Here is a 17835-nt window from a genome sequence, read left to right on the forward strand (position 1 = left end):
GATGGAGCGCACCGTCGTCCGCTGTGCCGAAGGGCATGTGTTCAGTACTACGTCGTTTCCGATGCAGCAGCTTGACAACGGGCGGCTGGGGCCCGGGCGGCTGATTCGGTGTCCGCGTTGTGCGCGGTTGCGGCATGCCGTTCCGGTGGAGGTCGGGCGGCGCTGACGCGGGTGGTCGGCAGGGGCGCGCGGGGTTGCCCGAGTTGGGGTGGGCCCGCGCGTTCTGCGTATCCTCGGGGCGTGCTTCTCTCTGACAAGGACATCCGGGCCGAGATCGACTCCGGGCGCGTGCGTATCGACCCCTACGACGAGTCGATGGTGCAGCCGTCGAGCATCGACGTGCGGCTGGACCGGTTCTTCCGCGTGTTCGAGAACCACCGGTACCCGCACATCGACCCCGCCGTCGAGCAGGTCGATCTGACGCGGACCGTGGAGCCGACCGGGGACGAGGCGTTCATCCTGCACCCCGGTGAGTTCGTGCTCGCCTCGTCGTACGAGGTCATCTCGCTGCCCGACGACATCGCCTCCCGCCTGGAGGGGAAATCGAGTCTCGGCCGCCTGGGGCTCGTCACGCACTCGACCGCCGGTTTCATCGACCCCGGCTTCTCCGGGCACGTGACCCTGGAGCTGTCGAATCTCGCGACGCTGCCGATCAAGCTCTGGCCCGGTATGAAGATCGGGCAGCTGTGTCTGTTCCGGCTGAGTTCGCCGGCTGAGTTCCCGTACGGCTCCGAGCGCTACGGGTCGCGTTACCAGGGGCAGCGCGGGCCCACCGCCTCCCGTTCGTTCGTCAACTTCCACCGGACGCAGGTGTGAGTGCCGTGGACGACATACGGGAGAACCTGACGTACGAGCGCTTCGGTGTCGCCGTACGGGAGCTGGCGCAGGCCGTCGCGGACGACGGGTACGAGCCGGATGTCGTCCTGAGCATCGCGCGCGGCGGGGTCTTCGTCGCGGGCGGGCTCGCCTACGCCCTCGACTGCAAGAACATCCATCTCGTCAACGTCGAGTTCTACACGGGAGTGGGCACGACCCTGGCGATGCCGGTCATGCTGGCGCCCGTGCCGAACGTCGTGGACTTCTCCAACAAGAAGGTCCTGATCGCCGACGACGTCGCCGACACCGGGCGCACGCTCAAGCTCGTCCACGACTTCTGTCTCGATCATGTCGCCGAGGTCCGCAGCGCCGTCATCTACGAGAAGACGCAGTCGCTGGTGAAGTGCGAGTACGTCTGGCGGCGCACGGACGCGTGGATCAACTTCCCGTGGAGCGTCGAGGCGCCCGTGGTGCGGCGCGGCGGGCAGATACTCGACTCCTGAGCGGTACGCGGGACCACCCTGGGGACCCGCCGTCCGCGACGGCGGGTTCCAGGTGTCCCCTAGAGCGTGCCCAGCTTGATCAGCGACAGCAGCGCGATCAGCTGGATCGCCGACGCGCCCAGCGCCTTCGGCCACGGCAGGTCGTGCGACCTGCTCACCATCACCGTGAACAGCGCTCCCGCCGCGACCCAGGTGACCCAGCCGAGGATCTGCACCAGTGAGTTCTCGCCGCCCAGGAAGAGCGCGAAGACCAGGCGCGGGGCGTCCGTGATCGACATGATCAGCATGGAGAGGCCGACCGTCGGCTGCCAGGCGCCGTCGCCGCCGAGCTGGCGGGCCAGCGTGTGGGTCACCGCGCCCAGGATGAGGCCGCCGACCACGAAGGCCACGGCGGTCGTGAGGACGTACGGGATGGCCGTCGAGAGGGTGGCGTTGATCGCCTCCTCGCGGGCGCCGTCGAATCCGAAGATCGCCAGCAGCCCGTAGAGGAACGTCACGACCAGTGCCGGGCCCCAGACCGGGTAGTCGCGCATCTGCCAGAACGTCGCGTTCGGGCGCAGCACGATGCCGCTCAGCAGCTGCTTCCAGTGCAGTCGCGGGCCGGACGGCGCGGGCGCCGAGCCCGCGTGGTAGGTCGCGCCGTCGCCGTAGCCGTTCTCGTCCACGCTGAACTGCTGTGTGTGCCCCGGGTTGTTCGCGTACGGGTCGTGGGCGCCGCCGTGGTGCTGGTTGTGCGGGTCGCCGAAGTACTCGGGTTCGCCGTGTCCTCCCCCCTGACCGCCGTGTCCACCCGGTCCGGGGTAGCCGTAACCGCCCTGCGGGGGGCCGTGATGTCCGGCGCCCGCCTGGGGCCACTGCTGCTGCGGAGGGTGCTGCTGTCTGCCGTACGGGGGTGCCGGCTGTCCGCCTCCGTACTGAGGAGGGGGCGCCGCCTGCCGTCCGTACGGCTGCTGCTGCGGTTGTTGTTGGCGTGTGCGGTTGTCCCGGCCGCGTCCGATCCTGAATCCAGCCACGTCACCGAACGTACCCGCTTCGCACGGGCGCCGGGCCGGAGCGGCCGGAACCGGCGGGCCTTTGCGGCCGAGCTGTGACATCCCCTAAGGGAACCCCGGGGGGCTCGCCGTACCTGCGAAGGGGGGCCCGGTCGACCCTACTTGAGGAAGATCGACGTGCTGAAACTGATCGCCGGGTGCCGGCCGGCCTCCCCGCCCTTCCCGCCCTTCCCGGCGGGGTACAGCGCGATCAGGTCCTTCTCCTCGCCCTGGTGCGTGCGGGTCACCAGGTCGGTGCGTTTGTCACCGGTGAAGTCCCCGGAGTCCAGGAGGTCGGTGGTGGGCTCGCCCTCCGCGCCCGGCAGTCTGGGTGCGGGCGGGAGCTCGACGGCCTCGAAGGTGTACGTGCCGCCCGCCTCACCGGGGCCCTGCGGTCCGCCGAGCAGCAGCTTGCCCTTCCCGGCCCTGCCGGGCTCGTGGGTGCGGGTGGCGTGGACGAGGTCGTCGTAGCCGTCCCCGTCGGTGTCCGCCCTGCCCGTGGGGGCGTAGAGGACCGGGCCGCCGCCGGGGACGGGGGCCGTCGCCGCCTCGGGAGCGCCCGCGCGGCTGAACGGGCCCCGCAGATAGCTGACCTGCCCCGCGCTCGCGGAGACGGCGAGGTCCGGCTCGCCGTCGCCGTCGAAGTCGCCGCACACCGGGTGGTCGGGCCAGTCGTCGCCGTAGCGCGCCTTGGCGGGGATCTTGAGTACGACCGCCTTGCCGATGATGCCTTCCGGGCCGCCGAAGAGGAGCTGGAGCGGGACGGGCGGGCGGCCGAGGCCGTCGTACGGGGGGTCGGTGCTCACGACCAGGTCGGCGTAGCCGTCGCTGTCCAGGTCGCAGGTGGCCGCGGCGTCGAAGGCGGCCGGCAGGACGCCGTCGGTGGGGGCGCCGTTGGCGGTGGGGCTCAGTGTCTGGCGTACGGCGGGGTCGAGACCGCGCGGTGAGTCGGTGCCGTACACGATGCCGATGCCGGCGTCGTCACCCTGGATCGCGTCGGGCGCTCTGACCAGGTCGTTCAGTACGAGGTCGCGGAGGCCGTCGCCGTTGAAGTCGGCGGGGACGTCGCTGCCGTCGCCGCGCGGGACGGGGCGCTTCGGTACGGAGGCGCCGCCGGCGAGGGGCGTGGTGTCGCCGTTCTTGGACCTGGAGCCGTTCCCCGGGCCGCCGTCGCCGTCACTGTCGGCGGAGCCTCCGCAACCGGTCAGCAGCAGGGCCAGCGCCGTACAGACGCCGGCGCCGGTCAGCACCGCTCTCGTGGCGCCGGTGCGTATGCGCACGACCCCACCCCCCATCCGTCTCGCCGCAGGACGTTCGCTGCCACATGATGCTCCAGTTCGCGCGTCGCGGTAGGGAAACGGACCAGTCGCGATCGCAGACCGATCGCGAACACGCGGGGGGGAGCGCGTGAGGAGGTCGCCCGGGGGGATCGCGCGGACGACGGCCTCCTACGGAAGGGACGTCCGCCCACAGAAGAGGCCGGACCCGCCCCCGAGGCAGGTCCGGCCGCGCTCCTCCTGAAGAGGGCGTTACGTCGCGGGCTCCGGCTCCGGTTCCTCCGCGGGCTCCGGAGTGTCCTCCGGGCCCGACGGCGCCCGTACGGAGTCCAGCAGCAGCTGCGCCACGTCCACGACCTGGAGCGACTCCTTCGCCTTGCCGTCGTTCTTCTTGCCGTTGACCGAGTCGGTCAGCATCACGAGGCAGAACGGGCACGCCGTCGACACGATGTCCGGATTCAGCGAGAGCGCCTCGTCCACACGCTCGTCGTTGATGCGCTTGCCGATCCGCTCCTCCATCCACATCCGCGCGCCGCCCGCGCCGCAGCAGAAGCCGCGCTCCTTGTGGCGGTGCATCTCCTCGTTACGGAGGCCGGGCACCTTCGCGATGATCTCGCGCGGCGGTGTGTAGACCTTGTTGTGCCGGCCCAGGTAGCAGGGGTCGTGGTAGGTGATGAGGCCCTCGACGGGGGTCACCGGGATCAGCTTCTCCTCGTCCACGAGGTGCTGGAGGAGCTGGGTGTGGTGGATGACCTCGTACTCGCCGCCGAGCTGCGGGTACTCGTTCGCGAGGGTGTTGAAGCAGTGCGGACAGGTCGCGACGATCCTCTTGGCCGACTTCGGCTTGCGCGTCGACTCGTCGACCCCGCCGTCCTCGTCGAGGGACTCGCCGTACGCCATGTTCAGCATCGCCACGTTCTCCTGGCCGAGCTGCTGGAACAGCGGCTCGTTGCCCAGGCGGCGGGCCGAGTCGCCCGTGCACTTCTCGTCGCCGCCCATGATCGCGAACTTCACGCCGGCGATGTGGAGCAGTTCGGCGAAGGCCTTGGTGGTCTTCTTGGCGCGGTCCTCCAGGGCGCCCGCGCAGCCCACCCAGTACAGGTAGTCGACCTCCGAGAGGTCCTCGACGTCCCGGCCGACGACCGGCACCTCGAAGTCGACCTCCTTGGTCCACTCCAGACGCTGCTTCTTCTGGAGGCCCCAGGGGTTGCCCTTCTTCTCCAGGTTCTTGAGCATCGTCCCGGCCTCGGAGGGGAACGAGCTCTCGATCATCACCTGGTAGCGGCGCATGTCGACGATGTGGTCGATGTGCTCGATGTCGACCGGGCACTGTTCGACGCAGGCGCCGCACGTGGTACAGGACCACAGGACGTCCGGGTCGATGACGCCGCCCGCGGCGAAGCCGCCGTCGAGCGTCCCGATCAGCGGGCGCTCGGCCTCCGCGAGGGCGGCGGCGGGCACGTCCTTCAGCGCCTCCGCCGTGGCCTTCTCCTCGCCCTCCATGGTCTTGCCGCCGCCGGCGAGCAGATACGGCGCCTTGGCGTGCGCGTGGTCGCGCAGGGACATGATCAGGAGCTTCGGCGACAGCGGCTTGCCGGTGTTCCAGGCGGGGCACTGCGACTGGCAGCGACCACACTCGGTGCAGGTGGAGAAGTCGAGGATGCCCTTCCAGGAGAACTGCTCGACCTGCGAGACACCGAAGACGTCGTCGTCGCCCGGGTCCTCGAAGTCGATCTCCTTGCCGTTCGACACCATCGGCCGCAGCGCCCCGAGCGCCGTACCGCCGTCGGCCTCGCGCTTGAACCAGATGTTCGGGAAGGCCAGGAAGCGGTGCCAGGCGACGCCCATCGTGGTGTTGAGGCCGAGGGTGATGGCCCAGATCATCGTCACGCCGAGCTTGATCATGGCGGTCAGGTAGACCAGGTTCTGGAGCGTGCCGAGGCTGAGCCCGTCGAACGCCATGACCAGGGGGTACGAGACCCAGTACGCCGGTTCGTAGCCGTCGACGTGGTGCAGGGCGCCTTCGAGACCGCGCAGGATCAGGATCGCGGCGCCGATGGTGAGGATCACGTACTCGACGAAGTACGCCTGCCAGGCGGTGGAGCCGGCGAAGCGCGACTTGCGGCCGGCCCGTGAGGGCAGGTTGAGCAGCCGGATCGCCATCAGTACGAGGATGCCGAGGGTGGTCGCGAGGGCGATGAACTCGACGTAGATCTCGTACGGCAGGAAGGTGCCGATGTACGGGATGATCCAGTCGGCCTGGAACAGCTGGCCGTAGGCGTTGACGATCGTCAGCCCGAGCGTCAGGAAGCCGATCGCGACGAACCAGTGCGCGAAGCCCACGACGCCCCAGCGGTTCATCCGCGTGTGGCCGATGAACTCCTTGGCCAGGGTGACGGTGCGCGCTCTGGGATCGTCGGTGCGGCTGCCGGCCGGTACGGGCGAACCGAGCTTCACGAACCGGTAGATCTCGGCGACGGCTCGGGAGATGAGCGCGACGCCGACCACGGTCAGCACCAGCGACACGATGATCGCGGCGAGTTGCATTGGGGGCTCCTCGGGCCTGCGAGGGTGGGGGCGAGCGGCACCACGTCGGGGGTGCCGCCGAGCGGTCCTGCTCAGCGCTTCTACTAAGCGGTAACTTAATCGGTTCGTGCTGAGGGTACCCAGTTATCCCGCCGCACTGTAGCCGCGCGGGCGGTGATCTGTGTCGCTGAGGTGACCCTGGGCGGGGATGCGCGGTACGGCGGCGTCCCCGCCGTGCCCGGTGAGTGCCGCGGCCGGCGTCCTGAGGAGGATCAGCAGGTCGAGTCCGATCCAGTGCTGTTCCACGTAGTGCTGGTCGAGCAGCGCGGGTTCGTCCCACGGCATGGGGGAGCGGCGGCGCACCTGTGCCAGGCCGGTGAGACCCGGCCGTACGAGGCGTCGCCAGGGCGCCGCGGCCCTGGGGTCGCCGGGCGGGAGCGGCGCGGGGCCGACGAGGGACATGTCGCCGCTCACGACATGGGGCAGGCGCGACAGCAGGTCCAGCCGGTGCCGGCGGGTGGCGAGGGAGCGGGCGGTGAAGACGCGCCCCTCCAGGCCGACGAGGCGCTCGTGGGTGAAGGCGGCGCCGGGGTGCCGTGCGGAGAACGTGAGGGTGAGGGCGGCGGCGGCCAGCAGGGGCGCGGTCAGCACGAGCAGGAGTGAGCCGAGCGTCAGGTCCAGCAGGCGTTTGGGGTCCAGATCCAGGTCCGGAACCATGGGGCCTCCCTGACCGTTGTATGCGACATCGCGCCTTTTGCGGTCGCTTGGCGACCGATCGTGCCGCAGTGCGGGAGGGAAGTTCCGAAGGCGCGCGGACCTGCGGGAACCGCGCGGTCGCGGGAGGGCTCCCGGAAATCGGGCCGCACGATAGTTGAGTCGGGTCGACTCAGCTCTGTTGACGGCCGGGGATCGGTCGTGCATCCTTGAGCCTGTTCCACTCAAGTCAGCTGGAGGAATCGAAATGGCACGTGCGGTCGGCATCGACCTGGGCACGACTAACTCCGTCGTCAGCGTTCTCGAAGGCGGCGAGCCCACCGTCATCACCAACGCCGAAGGCGCCAGGACCACGCCGTCCGTCGTCGCCTTCGCCAAGAACGGCGAGGTGCTCGTCGGAGAGGTCGCCAAGCGCCAGGCAGTCACGAACGTCGACAGGACCATCCGGTCGGTCAAGCGCCACATGGGCACCGACTGGAAGATCAACCTCGACGGCAAGGACTTCAACCCGCAGCAGATGTCCGCGTTCGTCCTTCAGAAGCTGAAGCGCGACGCGGAGTCCTACCTCGGTGAGAAGGTCGTGGACGCGGTCATCACCGTCCCGGCGTACTTCAACGACTCCGAGCGCCAGGCCACGAAGGAGGCCGGCGAGATCGCGGGCCTCAACGTCCTGCGCATCGTCAACGAGCCGACGGCCGCCGCGCTGGCGTACGGGCTCGACAAGGACGACCAGACGATCCTCGTCTTCGACCTCGGCGGCGGCACCTTCGACGTGTCGCTCCTGGAGATCGGTGACGGCGTCGTCGAGGTGAAGGCCACCAACGGTGACAACCACCTCGGTGGTGACGACTGGGACCAGCGTGTCGTCGACTACCTGGTGAAGCAGTTCGCCAACGGTCACGGCGTGGACCTGGCCAAGGACAAGATGGCTCTCCAGCGTCTCCGCGAGGCCGCGGAGAAGGCGAAGATCGAGCTGTCGTCGTCCACCGAGACCACGATCAACCTGCCGTACATCACGGCCTCCGCCGAGGGCCCGCTGCACCTGGACGAGAAGCTCACGCGCTCTCAGTTCCAGCAGCTGACGGCCGATCTGCTGGAGCGCTGCAAGACCCCGTTCCACAACGTGATCAAGGACGCCGGCATCGCGCTGTCCGAGATCGACCACGTGGTCCTGGTCGGTGGCTCCACGCGTATGCCCGCCGTCGCCGAGATCGTCAAGGAGCTCACCGGCGGCCGTGACGCCAACAAGGGCGTCAACCCGGACGAGGTCGTGGCCATCGGTGCCGCGCTCCAGGCCGGTGTCCTCAAGGGCGAGGTCAAGGACGTCCTGCTGCTCGACGTCACCCCGCTGTCTCTTGGCATCGAGACCAAGGGCGGCATCATGACCAAGCTCATCGAGCGCAACACCACGATCCCGACGAAGCGCTCCGAGATCTTCACCACGGCCGAGGACAACCAGCCGTCGGTGCAGATCCAGGTCTACCAGGGCGAGCGCGAGATCGCGGCCTACAACAAGAAGCTCGGCATGTTCGAGCTGACCGGACTGCCGCCCGCCCCGCGCGGTGTGCCGCAGATCGAGGTCGCCTTCGACATCGACGCCAACGGCATCATGCACGTGGCCGCGAAGGACCTCGGCACCGGCAAGGAGCAGAAGATGACCGTCACCGGTGGCTCCTCGCTGCCGAAGGACGAGGTCAACCGGATGCGTGAAGAGGCCGAGCAGTACGCGGACGAGGACCACCGCCGCCGCGAGGCCGCCGAGACCCGCAACCAGGCCGAACAGCTCGTCTACCAGACCGAGAAGTTCCTCAAGGACAACGAGGACAAGGTCCCCGGTGACGTGAAGGAAGAGGTCGAGACCTCCATCGGTGAGCTGAAGGAGAAGCTCAAGGGTGAGGACACGGCCGAGATCCGTACGGCCACGGAGAAGGTCGCCGCCGTCTCGCAGAAGCTCGGCCAGGCCATGTACGCCAACGCCCAGGCCGAAGGCGCCACCGACGCCCCGGGCGCGGAGCAGGCCGGTCCCGCCGGTGGCAACAGCGCCGCGGACGACGTCGTGGACGCCGAGATCGTCGACGACGAGAAGCCCAAGAAGGACGGTGCCGCGTGACGGAGGAGACTCCGGGCTTCGAAGAGGAGCCCGACGTCCCTTCAGGCGCCACCCCCGAAGACGCCGCGCCGAAGGCCGCCGAGCCGGACTCCGCCAAGGAGTCCGGCCCGGCGGGCCCTCCGGCAGGGGACGTAAAGCAGGACGCAACGCAGGCGGCGCTGATCGCTCAGCTGGACCAGGTCCGTACGGCGCTCGGTGAGCGCACGGCAGACCTCCAGCGGCTCCAGGCCGAGTACCAGAACTACCGCCGCCGGGTCGAGCGTGACCGGGTCACGGTCAAGGAGATCGCTGTCGCGAGCCTTCTCACCGAGCTGCTGCCCGTGCTCGACGACATCGGGCGCGCGCGGGAGCACGAGGAGCTGGTGGGCGGGTTCAAGTCGGTGGCGGAATCGCTGGAGACGGTGGCCGCGAAGATGGGCCTCCAGCAGTTCGGCAAGGAGGGCGAGCCCTTCGACCCGACGATCCACGAGGCCCTCATGCACAGCTACGCGCCGGATGTCACCGAGGACACGTGCGTCGCGATCCTCCAGCCTGGGTACCGGTTCGGCGAGCGGACCATCAGGCCCGCGCGCGTCGCCGTGGCGGAGCCCCAGCCGGGGGTCCAGCCCGGGGAGAAGGCGTCGAACGCCGACGAGCCGGACACGGACGAGGAGAGCGGTGGCCCGGACGAGGGCTGACGCACGGCCCGGCGGTACGGGACGTGCGCACGGCGGTACGGATGGGCAGTACGCATGACGGGCAGTGAGGAGGGACGTCGGGAATGAGTACCAAGGACTTCGTGGAGAAGGACTACTACAAGGTTCTCGGCGTCCCCAAGGACGCCACCGAGGCCGAGATCAAGAAGGCGTACCGGAAGCTCGCCCGCGAGTTCCACCCGGACGCCAACAAGGGTGACGCCAAAGCGGAGGAGCGCTTCAAGCAGATCTCCGAGGCCAACGACGTGCTCGGCGACCCCAAGCGGCGCAAGGAGTACGACGAGGCGCGCTCGCTCTTCGGCAACGGTGGCGGCTTCCGGGCCGGCCCCGGAGCCGGTGGCGGCGGCGGGTCCTTCAACTTCGACCTGGGCGACCTCTTCGGAGGCGGCCCCCAGGGCGGGCAGGGACCCCAGGGCCAGGGCGGCGCCGGCGGCTTCGGCGGCGGGCTCGGGGACGTGTTCGGCGGCCTCTTCAACCGGGGCGGTGCCGGTACGGGCACGCGTACGCAGCCGCGCCGCGGCCAGGACATCGAGTCCGAGGTGACGCTCAGCTTCACCGAGGCGGTCGACGGGGCCACGGTCCCGCTGCGGATGTCCAGCCAGGCGCCCTGCAAGGCGTGTTCGGGCACCGGTGACAAGAACGGCTCGCCGCGGGTCTGCCCGACCTGCGTCGGCACCGGACAGGTGTCGCGCGGCACGGGCGGCGGCTTCTCGCTGACCGACCCGTGCGTGGACTGCAAGGGCCGTGGGCTGATCGCCCAGGACCCGTGCGACGTCTGCAAGGGCAGTGGCCGCGCCAAGTCCTCGCGGACCATGCAGGTCCGGATCCCGGCGGGCGTCAGCGACGGCCAGCGGATCCGGCTGCGCGGCAAGGGCGCTCCCGGCGAGCGCGGCGGTCCGGCGGGCGACCTGTACGTGGTCGTCCATGTCGGCTCGCACCCGGTCTTCGGCCGTAAGGACGACAACCTCACCGTCACCGTGCCCGTCACCTTCGTGGAGGCGGCGCTCGGCGGCGAGGTCAGGGTCCCGACGCTGGGCGGTCCCGCGGTCACCCTGAAACTCCCCGCGGGCACGCCCAACGGCCGTACGATGCGCGCCCGGGGGAAGGGTGCCGTACGCAAGGACGGCAGCCGTGGCGACCTCCTGGTCACGGTCGAGGTGGTCGTCCCCAAGGATCTCGGCGCCGAGGCCCGTGACGCGCTGGAGACCTACCGGAAGGCGACCGCGGGGGAGAACCCGCGGGACGAGCTGTTCCAGGCAGCGAAGGGAGCGTGACTCCAATGGACGGGGTCGGGCGGCGTCGACCGCACTCATCGTTCAACCGAGCCTACGAACTGACCGAAGAATCGCCCGTCTACGTCATCTCGGTGGCGGCCCAGCTCTCCGGGCTGCACCCGCAGACACTGCGCCAGTACGACCGGCTGGGCCTGGTCTCACCGGACCGTACGGCGGGCCGCGGCCGGCGCTACTCGGCGCGGGACATCGAACTGCTCCGGCAGGTCCAGCAGTTGTCGCAGGACGAGGGCATCAACCTGGCCGGCATCAAGCGGATCATCGAGCTGGAGAACCAGGTCGCGGCGCTCCAGGCGCGCGTGGCGGAACTCGGCGCGGCGGTGGACGGCGCGGCGGCGGCGATGCGCCAGCGCGAGGCCCAGGTGCACGCGTCGTACCGCCGGGACCTGGTGCCGTACCAGGACGTGCAGCAGACGAGCGCGCTGGTGGTGTGGCGGCCCAAGCCGAAGCTGTCGTCGGACTAGGACGCGGTGCCCCGGGCGGCTCACGGCGCTGCCTTCACAGCACGCCCCGGCCGGGACGCGAGCCCGCGAGTCCCGTCGCCCCCTGGAGAGATCCGGGGGGCGTCCGGCTTCCCGCCAGGCCCGACTGGACCAGCAGGGCGCCGAGATGGGTGCGGCTCGAGGCGCCGAGGGCCTGCATGAGCTTGGCGATGTGGGAGCGGCAGGTGCGGACGCTGATGCCCATCTTGCGCGCGACCATCTCGTCGCTGGTGCCTTCGGCGAGGAGACGGGCGATGCTGCTCTGCACGGACGTCACCGGCACGTCGGGGGAGACGGTGGGGGGCCGTTCGGTCATCGGCGTGGCGTGCGCCCACAGGACCTCGTAGACCTGGACGAGATAGGTGATCAGGGCCGGGTGCCGGATCTCCAGGGCCGTGTGGCGGTTGGCGCTGGCGGGGATGAAGGCCACCGCGCGGTCGACGATGATCAGCCGTTCGACGGTCTGCTCGACCGTGCGCACCTCCAGCCGGTCGGCCGGCACCTGCCCCAGGTACTCCTTGATGTGCGGGCTGTAGCGCGCCGGGTGCTGGTACAGGTGTCTTAACCGGGCGCCCCGTTCGATGGCGGCGAGGGAGCGGGCGAGCCCCGCCCTCATGAGGTCGCGCTCCCGGCTGAAGCCCGGCTGGACCGTGAGGATCTCCACCGTCGCCGCGCGGGCGGCCTCGCCGACCTTCGCGTCGATCAGCTCGTGCCCGTCGAGCACGGTGATGGAGAGGCCCGGGTCCTCGGCGACGACGGCGCTCAGCGGCGCGAGCGAGTCGACCAGGGACGCGGTGAGCCGTACGCGCTCGTCGATCTCCCGCGTGATGGGCCGGAGGAGGTGCGCCAGGGCCGCTGTGGGCAGCACGGGGCACATCCAGGCGTCGTCCTGGGGATCGGGGTACAGCAGGGCCATGTCGGTGAGACAGGGCGCCGGTGTGAGCGCGGTGCGCTCGATCCGTCCTTGGCGCAGGGCCTCGGTGTAGAGGCGGAGCGCCGGCTCGCACAGCTCACGGTCACCGTGTGGATGCGTCTGCTTGTCTACGGTTCCGCCCATTTGGGCACCCCCCGTTCTGTGCAATGCAGCAAGATGAGGTGGTCAAATCCTAGTCGGGGGTGGAGTGTTGCCTCAGGTCGGGAGTGGCCGACTCCCCCGGTCGATCCCGGCCGTGGCCGCGTCGCACCCGGGCGCGGTCACGGTCTCCGTCCCCCTCTTCCAAGCGGTTCGCGCGAGGCGTGGCGTCTTCGGAAGGATCAGTGATCATGGTCCAGAATGCCCGACTGCGCGATGAGATAACCGAGTTGGGCCCGGCTGCCGCTGCCGAGGGTGCCGCTCAGCTTGGCGATGTGCGCCCGGCAGGTGCGGACGTTCATGCCCAGGCGGCGCGCGATCGCCTCGTCCACGTGGCCGTCGATGAGGAGCTTCGCGATGGAGCGCTGCGTGCTGGTGATGCCGTCGATCTCCGGCGCGTAAGACAACTGCTCGTCCCAGGGCGTGCCGTGGAGCCAGAACTGCTCGAAGACGCCGACGAGGTACTGGACGAGCCCTTCGTGGCGCAGCTCCAGGGCGATCCGCCGATCGCTGCGGGCGGGTACGAAGGCCACTTTGCGGTCGACGATGATGAGGCGCTCGATGATCTCTTCGAGCGTCCGCACCTCCACTCCGTCCGGGGCGACCAGTTCCACGTAGGCCAGCGTCGCGGGATGGTGCCGGGCCGTGTGCTGGTACAGGGTCCGCATCTTCACGCCGTTGTCGAGCAGCGGGCGGACCCGGCGCAGCGCCTCCTCCTGGGAGCCCGGCTTCCGTCCGCTGCCGGGCTGGACCGTGAGCAGTTCCTCGGTGCACTCCGCGGTGACGCGGTCCAGGGTGGAGTTGATGAGGCTCAGCCCTTCGAGCACGGTGATGGCGTGCGTGGCCGAGGGGTCCATGGCGGTGAGCGTCATGAACGGTTCGAAGGTCTCCGCCAGCGACATGGCGAGCTGCCGCCGCTCCTGGATCTCCCGTTCCAGGGGATGCGTGAGCTGATTGAGCGCGATCGACGGGGACACCGGCCTGAGCCACTGGGGATCGTCCGGGTCCGGGCGCAGTAGCGCGAGGGCGAGCAGGCAGGGCGCGCTCTCCGCCTCCTCCCGGGCCAGCCGGCCGGAGCGCAGAGCCGCCGCGTAGAGATTTTTGCCGGCTTCGCATAGTTCGCCAGGCCCATGCCTATGTCCGTCAATTCCCTGACTTGACTGCATTTGACACCCCCTCAGGGTCCTGAATTACAGGAACATGATGCCTGCGCTCGCTGGTGGAAGCGTTCTGCGTGGGCCATCGTCTTAGTCGCGGGGGGAGGATAGTGATCAGAATGGGGTGGAGATCGTCCATGAAGAGGATGGCTCGCGCGTTTTGCGTACTTGCTTTTGCGGTGGCCGTGACGGGCTCGCTCGTCGCGGGTGGCACCCCCTCGGCGGACAGTGTGTCTGTGTCCGCCGTCCAGGCCCTGCCGAGTGATCCCTCCTGGGACAGCGCACCGGCGGACTTGGGCGCATGACTGTCCCGCCGGACGACAGGGTCTTTCGGCGAGAGATGGCCTCGGCCTACCGGTCCGGATGGCACTTCATCGATCTCGTCACGGCGATCCCACACCGTGGTGACTCGCTGATGGTCACCCTGTTCGGAGAGCCCGTGGTCGTCGTCCGCGAGGAGGACGAGGACGTCCGTGCCTACCGGTGTCTGAGGAAGCCCCGGGGGGCGCCGCAGCCCGTCCGCTGCGCGATTCGGTACGACATGATTTTCGTCAATCTTGACCAGCGTGACCACCAGCTGGTCGAACCACAGACCATTTCCGCCACCCCCCGCAGTGCCTGAGCGATTCCCCCGTCGTAGTAGATCGCTCGGGCGCTTCCCCCACACAGCGGCGCCATCGTGGACCTGAAACGCGATGGCGCCGCTGTGCTGTCCGCGTGCGGGGCCGGTGCGCCGCGTGCCGCGTGGTGGCGGCCTCCGCGGGGCGCGCGTCATCCTCTGCCCAGTGCGCGGTCGACGGCGATCTCGATGACGACGCGGTCCGGGTTGGGCGCCGGCGTGCGTTCGTAGCGGGCCGCGTAACGGCCTACGGCGTCCGCGACCCGATCGACCTCCACGCGCACCGTCGCGAGGCCCTCAAGCGTCGCCCAGCGCCTTCCCTGGACCTGGCAGACCGCGACCCGCCCCCCGTCGGGGCCCGCCGCCAGGACGTTGGTCACCTTGGCCGAGTTCTTGTTGGTGATGACACGTGCCAGCGCGGCCTCCGGTTCGTACGTCACCCCCACCGGCACCACATGCGGTGTGCCGTCGGGCCGGAGTGTGGTGAGGGTGCACAGATGGCGCTCTTCCCAGAAGGCGAGATATCCGGGGTCGGGAGCACGTACGTCTTGGGCCATGCCGGAAGAATAGGCGCGTAACGGCCTCGGGGACGCGGGTCGGCGGGAGTTGGGCCGGGGCGGCGATCCGCCGCCGGGCGTTCCGTGCGCGCCTTGAGTGGAATAGACTCAACTTTGCGTACGTTGGGTGGGTCAGGTCCCAGGGGTTGCGGGACGGCCCGAGTCGAGGAGGAGAGACCGCACGTGGACGCCGAGCTGACGAACAAGAGCAAGGACGCGTTCAACGCCGCCACCGAGCGCGCGGTGTCGGCCGGCCATGCCGATCTGACCCCCGCGCACCTGCTGCTCGCGCTGCTGGCCGGCGAGGACAACGAGAACGTCACCGATCTGCTGGTCGCCGTCGACGCCGACCAGGCGGAGGTACGGTCCGGGGCGGACCGGCTGCTGGCCGAGCTGCCCAGCGTGCGGGGCTCCACGGTCGCGCCGCCGCAGCCCGACCGCAGGCTGCTCGCGGTCGTCGGCGACGCCGGCAAGCGGGCGGGGAAGCTGGGCGACGACTACGTCTCGACCGAGCACCTGCTGATCGCGATCGCGGCGGAGGGCGGCAAGGCCGGGGACGTACTGGACCGGCAGGGGGCCGGTGCGAAGAAGCTGCTGGAAGCGTTCGAGAAGGCAAGGGGAGGACGCCGGGTGACCACACCCGACCCGGAGGGCCAGTACAAGGCCCTGGAGAAGTTCGGCACCGATTTCACGGCCGCGGCGCGGCTCGGCAGGCTCGACCCGGTCATCGGCCGGGACCAGGAGATCCGCCGCGTGGTGCAGGTGCTGTCGCGCCGTACGAAGAACAACCCCGTACTGATCGGTGAGCCCGGCGTCGGCAAGACGGCCGTGGTGGAAGGGCTCGCGCAGCGCATCGTCAAGGGTGACGTGCCGGAGTCCCTGAAGGACAAGAAGGTCGTCTCCCTCGACCTCGGCGCGATGGTCGCGGGCGCCAAGTACCGCGGTGAGTTCGAGGAGCGGCTGAAGACCGTCCTGTCCGAGATCAAGGAGAGCGACGGGCAGATCATCACGTTCATCGACGAGCTGCACACCGTCGTGGGCGCGGGCGCCGGCGGCGACTCCGCCATGGACGCGGGCAACATGCTCAAGCCGATGCTGGCCCGCGGCGAGCTGCGCATGGTCGGCGCGACGACCCTGGACGAGTACCGGGAGCGCATCGAGAAGGACGCGGCGCTGGAGCGGCGCTTCCAGCAGGTGCTGATCGCCGAGCCGAACGTCGAGGACACCATCGCCATCCTGCGCGGACTCAAGGGCCGCTACGAGGCGCACCACAAGGTGCGGATCGCGGACGCCGCGCTGGTGGCCGCCGCCGCGCTCTCCGACCGCTACATCACGTCGCGTTTCCTGCCGGACAAGGCCATCGACCTCGTCGACGAGGCCGCGTCCCGCCTCCGTATGGAGATCGACTCCTCGCCCGTCGAGATCGACGAACTCCAGCGGTCGGTCGACCGTCTCCGTATGGAGGAGCTGGCCCTCAAGAACGAGTCGGACCCCGCGTCCAAGCAGCGTCTGGAGAAGCTGCGCCGTGACCTCGCCGACCGCGAGGAGGAGCTGCGCGGGCTCGACGCGCGCTGGCAGAAGGAGCGGCAGGGCCTGAACCGGGTCGGTGAGCTGAAGGAGAAGCTGGACGAGCTGCGGGGCCAGGCCGAGCGCGCGGAGCTCGACAACGACCTCGGCACCGCGTCCAAGCTGCTGCACGGCGAGATCCCGGCCGTGGAGCGGGAGCTGGAGGCCGCGGCCGAGGCGGAGCAGGAGGCCGCCACGGACACCATGGTCAAGGAGGAGGTCGGCCCGGACGACATCGCGGACGTCGTCGGCTCGTGGACCGGCATCCCGGCCGGGCGGCTGCTGGAGGGTGAGACGCGCAAGCTCCTCCGTATGGAGGCCGGGCTGGGGAACCGGCTGATCGGCCAGACTGAGGCGGTCCAGGCGGTGTCGGACGCCGTACGGCGCACCCGCGCGGGCATCGCGGACCCGGACAGGCCCACCGGCTCGTTCCTCTTCCTGGGACCGACCGGCGTCGGCAAGACCGAACTCGCCAAGGCGCTGGCCGACTTCCTCTTCGACGACGAGCGGGCCATGGTCCGCATCGACATGAGCGAGTACGGCGAGAAGCACTCCGTCGCCCGGCTCGTCGGCGCGCCGCCCGGTTACGTCGGCTACGAGGAGGGCGGCCAGCTCACCGAGGCCGTCCGCCGCAGGCCGTACAGCGTGGTGCTGCTGGACGAGGTCGAGAAGGCGCACCCGGAGGTCTTCGACGTCCTGCTCCAGGTCCTCGACGACGGCCGGCTCACCGACGGCCAGGGCCGGACCGTGGACTTCCGCAACACCATCCTGATCCTCACGTCGAACCTCGGCAGTCAGTACCTGGTCGATCCGGTCCCGTCGGCGGAGACGAAGAAGAAGCAGGTGCTGGAAGCCGTACGGAGCTCCTTCAAGCCGGAGTTCCTGAACCGGCTGGACGATCTCGTGGTCTTCTCGGCCCTCTCCAAGGAGGAGCTGGCCCGGATCGCCGAGCTCCAGATCGCCCGCCTCGCCAAGCGGCTGGCGGACCGGCGGCTCACGCTCGACATCACCCCGGAGGCGCTCGCCTGGCTCGCCGACGAGGGCAACGACCCGGCTTACGGGGCCCGCCCGCTGCGCCGTCTGATCCAGACGGCGATCGGTGACCGGCTGGCGAAGGAGATCCTCTCGGGCGAGGTCGTGGACGGCGACACCGTGCGGGTGGAGCGCGCGGGGGACGGGCTGCTCGTGGGGCCGTTGACGCGCGGGCGGGAGCCGGAGGACGCGGTGGCGGTCGCGGCGGCCGACGGGGCGGTGGGCGCCGGGCCCGATGCGCCCTCCTTGGAGAAGACGCCGTAAGGGCGCCGCAGGACGCGCCGCCGGGCGCGGGGGGGGGGGGGGGGGGGGGGGGGGGGGGGGGGGGGGGCGCAACGGGTTGGGGGGGGCGGGGGGGGGGGGGGGGGGGGGGGGGGGGAGATGGA

At 70.0% G+C, this 17835-nt stretch carries 15 protein-coding genes; 8 read left to right on the forward strand and 7 right to left on the reverse strand.

The genetic code is table 11. The features are described from left to right. The first annotated feature begins 240 nt into the window (after positions 1 to 240). Both dcd and ACZ61E_RS06765 read left to right on the forward strand, forming a co-directional pair. Complete coding sequence (dcd, locus tag ACZ61E_RS06760) at positions 241 to 816, forward strand: dCTP deaminase (RefSeq protein ID WP_469698168.1); 576 nt, start codon at positions 241 to 243, stop codon at positions 814 to 816. Between the two features lie 5 nt (positions 817 to 821). Further along, positions 822 to 1319 carry a phosphoribosyltransferase gene (locus ACZ61E_RS06765; protein ID WP_469698170.1) on the forward strand — a complete coding sequence of 166 codons (498 nt, stop codon included), beginning with the start codon at positions 822 to 824 and terminating at the stop codon, positions 1317 to 1319. Between the two features lie 59 nt (positions 1320 to 1378). Here the strand turns inward: ACZ61E_RS06765 and ACZ61E_RS06770 are convergent, their stop codons facing one another. The 4 genes from ACZ61E_RS06770 to ACZ61E_RS06785 form a co-directional block, all read right to left on the reverse strand. Continuing rightward, positions 1379 to 2332 carry a Yip1 family protein gene (locus ACZ61E_RS06770; RefSeq protein ID WP_469698172.1) on the reverse strand — a complete coding sequence of 318 codons (954 nt, stop codon included), beginning with the start codon at positions 2330 to 2332 and terminating at the stop codon, positions 1379 to 1381. Positions 2333 to 2469: 137 nt separating this feature from the next. Further along, entirely contained in the window at positions 2470 to 3645 is a 1176-nt protein-coding gene (locus ACZ61E_RS06775; protein WP_469698173.1) for an FG-GAP repeat domain-containing protein, read from the reverse strand. 234 nt (positions 3646 to 3879) lie between these two features. After that, complete coding sequence (locus ACZ61E_RS06780) at positions 3880 to 6174, reverse strand: heterodisulfide reductase-related iron-sulfur binding cluster (RefSeq protein WP_469698175.1); 2295 nt, start codon at positions 6172 to 6174, stop codon at positions 3880 to 3882. A 123-nt stretch (positions 6175 to 6297) separates the two neighbouring features. After that, positions 6298 to 6870 carry a sugar transferase gene (locus ACZ61E_RS06785; protein ID WP_469698177.1) on the reverse strand — a complete coding sequence of 191 codons (573 nt, stop codon included), beginning with the start codon at positions 6868 to 6870 and terminating at the stop codon, positions 6298 to 6300. Positions 6871 to 7114: 244 nt separating this feature from the next. On the opposite strand from ACZ61E_RS06785, the gene dnaK reads away from it, so the two are divergent. The 4 genes from dnaK (at position 7115) to ACZ61E_RS06805 (ending at position 11428) form a co-directional block, all read left to right on the forward strand. Then, positions 7115 to 8977, forward strand: coding sequence for a molecular chaperone DnaK (dnaK, locus tag ACZ61E_RS06790; RefSeq protein WP_469698178.1), 1863 nt, complete (start codon positions 7115 to 7117; stop codon positions 8975 to 8977). Then, on the forward strand, positions 8974 to 9654 hold the full coding sequence (gene grpE / locus ACZ61E_RS06795; RefSeq protein WP_469698180.1) for a nucleotide exchange factor GrpE: 681 nt from the start codon (positions 8974 to 8976) through the stop codon (positions 9652 to 9654). The genes dnaK and grpE overlap by 4 nt, the downstream gene beginning before the upstream one ends. Positions 9655 to 9737: 83 nt before the next feature. Continuing rightward, positions 9738 to 10946: a molecular chaperone DnaJ gene (dnaJ, locus tag ACZ61E_RS06800; RefSeq protein ID WP_469698181.1), complete on the forward strand. Its 1209-nt coding sequence runs from the start codon at positions 9738 to 9740 to the stop codon at positions 10944 to 10946. Between the two features lie 5 nt (positions 10947 to 10951). Beyond that, entirely contained in the window at positions 10952 to 11428 is a 477-nt protein-coding gene (locus tag ACZ61E_RS06805; protein ID WP_078075943.1) for a heat shock protein transcriptional repressor HspR, read from the forward strand. Positions 11429 to 11462: 34 nt separating this feature from the next. Here the strand turns inward: ACZ61E_RS06805 and ACZ61E_RS06810 are convergent, their stop codons facing one another. Continuing rightward, a complete protein-coding gene (locus tag ACZ61E_RS06810) occupies positions 11463 to 12503 on the reverse strand; it encodes a helix-turn-helix transcriptional regulator (RefSeq protein ID WP_469698183.1) in 1041 nt (346 codons plus the stop codon). A 197-nt stretch (positions 12504 to 12700) separates the two neighbouring features. Continuing rightward, positions 12701 to 13684, reverse strand: a complete 984-nt coding sequence (locus ACZ61E_RS06815; protein ID WP_469698184.1) for a helix-turn-helix transcriptional regulator — start codon at positions 13682 to 13684, stop codon at positions 12701 to 12703. A 292-nt stretch (positions 13685 to 13976) separates the two neighbouring features. Between ACZ61E_RS06815 and ACZ61E_RS06820 the strand changes: the two genes are divergently transcribed. After that, on the forward strand, positions 13977 to 14297 hold the full coding sequence (locus ACZ61E_RS06820; protein ID WP_023539836.1) for a Rieske (2Fe-2S) protein: 321 nt from the start codon (positions 13977 to 13979) through the stop codon (positions 14295 to 14297). Positions 14298 to 14446: 149 nt separating this feature from the next. Here ACZ61E_RS06820 and ACZ61E_RS06825 read toward each other — a convergent pair whose 3' ends face one another. After that, positions 14447 to 14851, reverse strand: a complete 405-nt coding sequence (locus ACZ61E_RS06825) for a pyridoxamine 5'-phosphate oxidase family protein (RefSeq protein WP_469698186.1) — start codon at positions 14849 to 14851, stop codon at positions 14447 to 14449. Between the two features lie 183 nt (positions 14852 to 15034). On the opposite strand from ACZ61E_RS06825, the gene clpB reads away from it, so the two are divergent. Further along, a complete protein-coding gene (gene clpB, locus ACZ61E_RS06830) occupies positions 15035 to 17713 on the forward strand; it encodes an ATP-dependent chaperone ClpB (RefSeq protein ID WP_469698187.1) in 2679 nt (892 codons plus the stop codon). Positions 17714 to 17835: the final 122 nt, after the last annotated feature.

It is taken from the genome of Streptomyces sp. NPDC104581 (genome assembly GCF_055583685.1).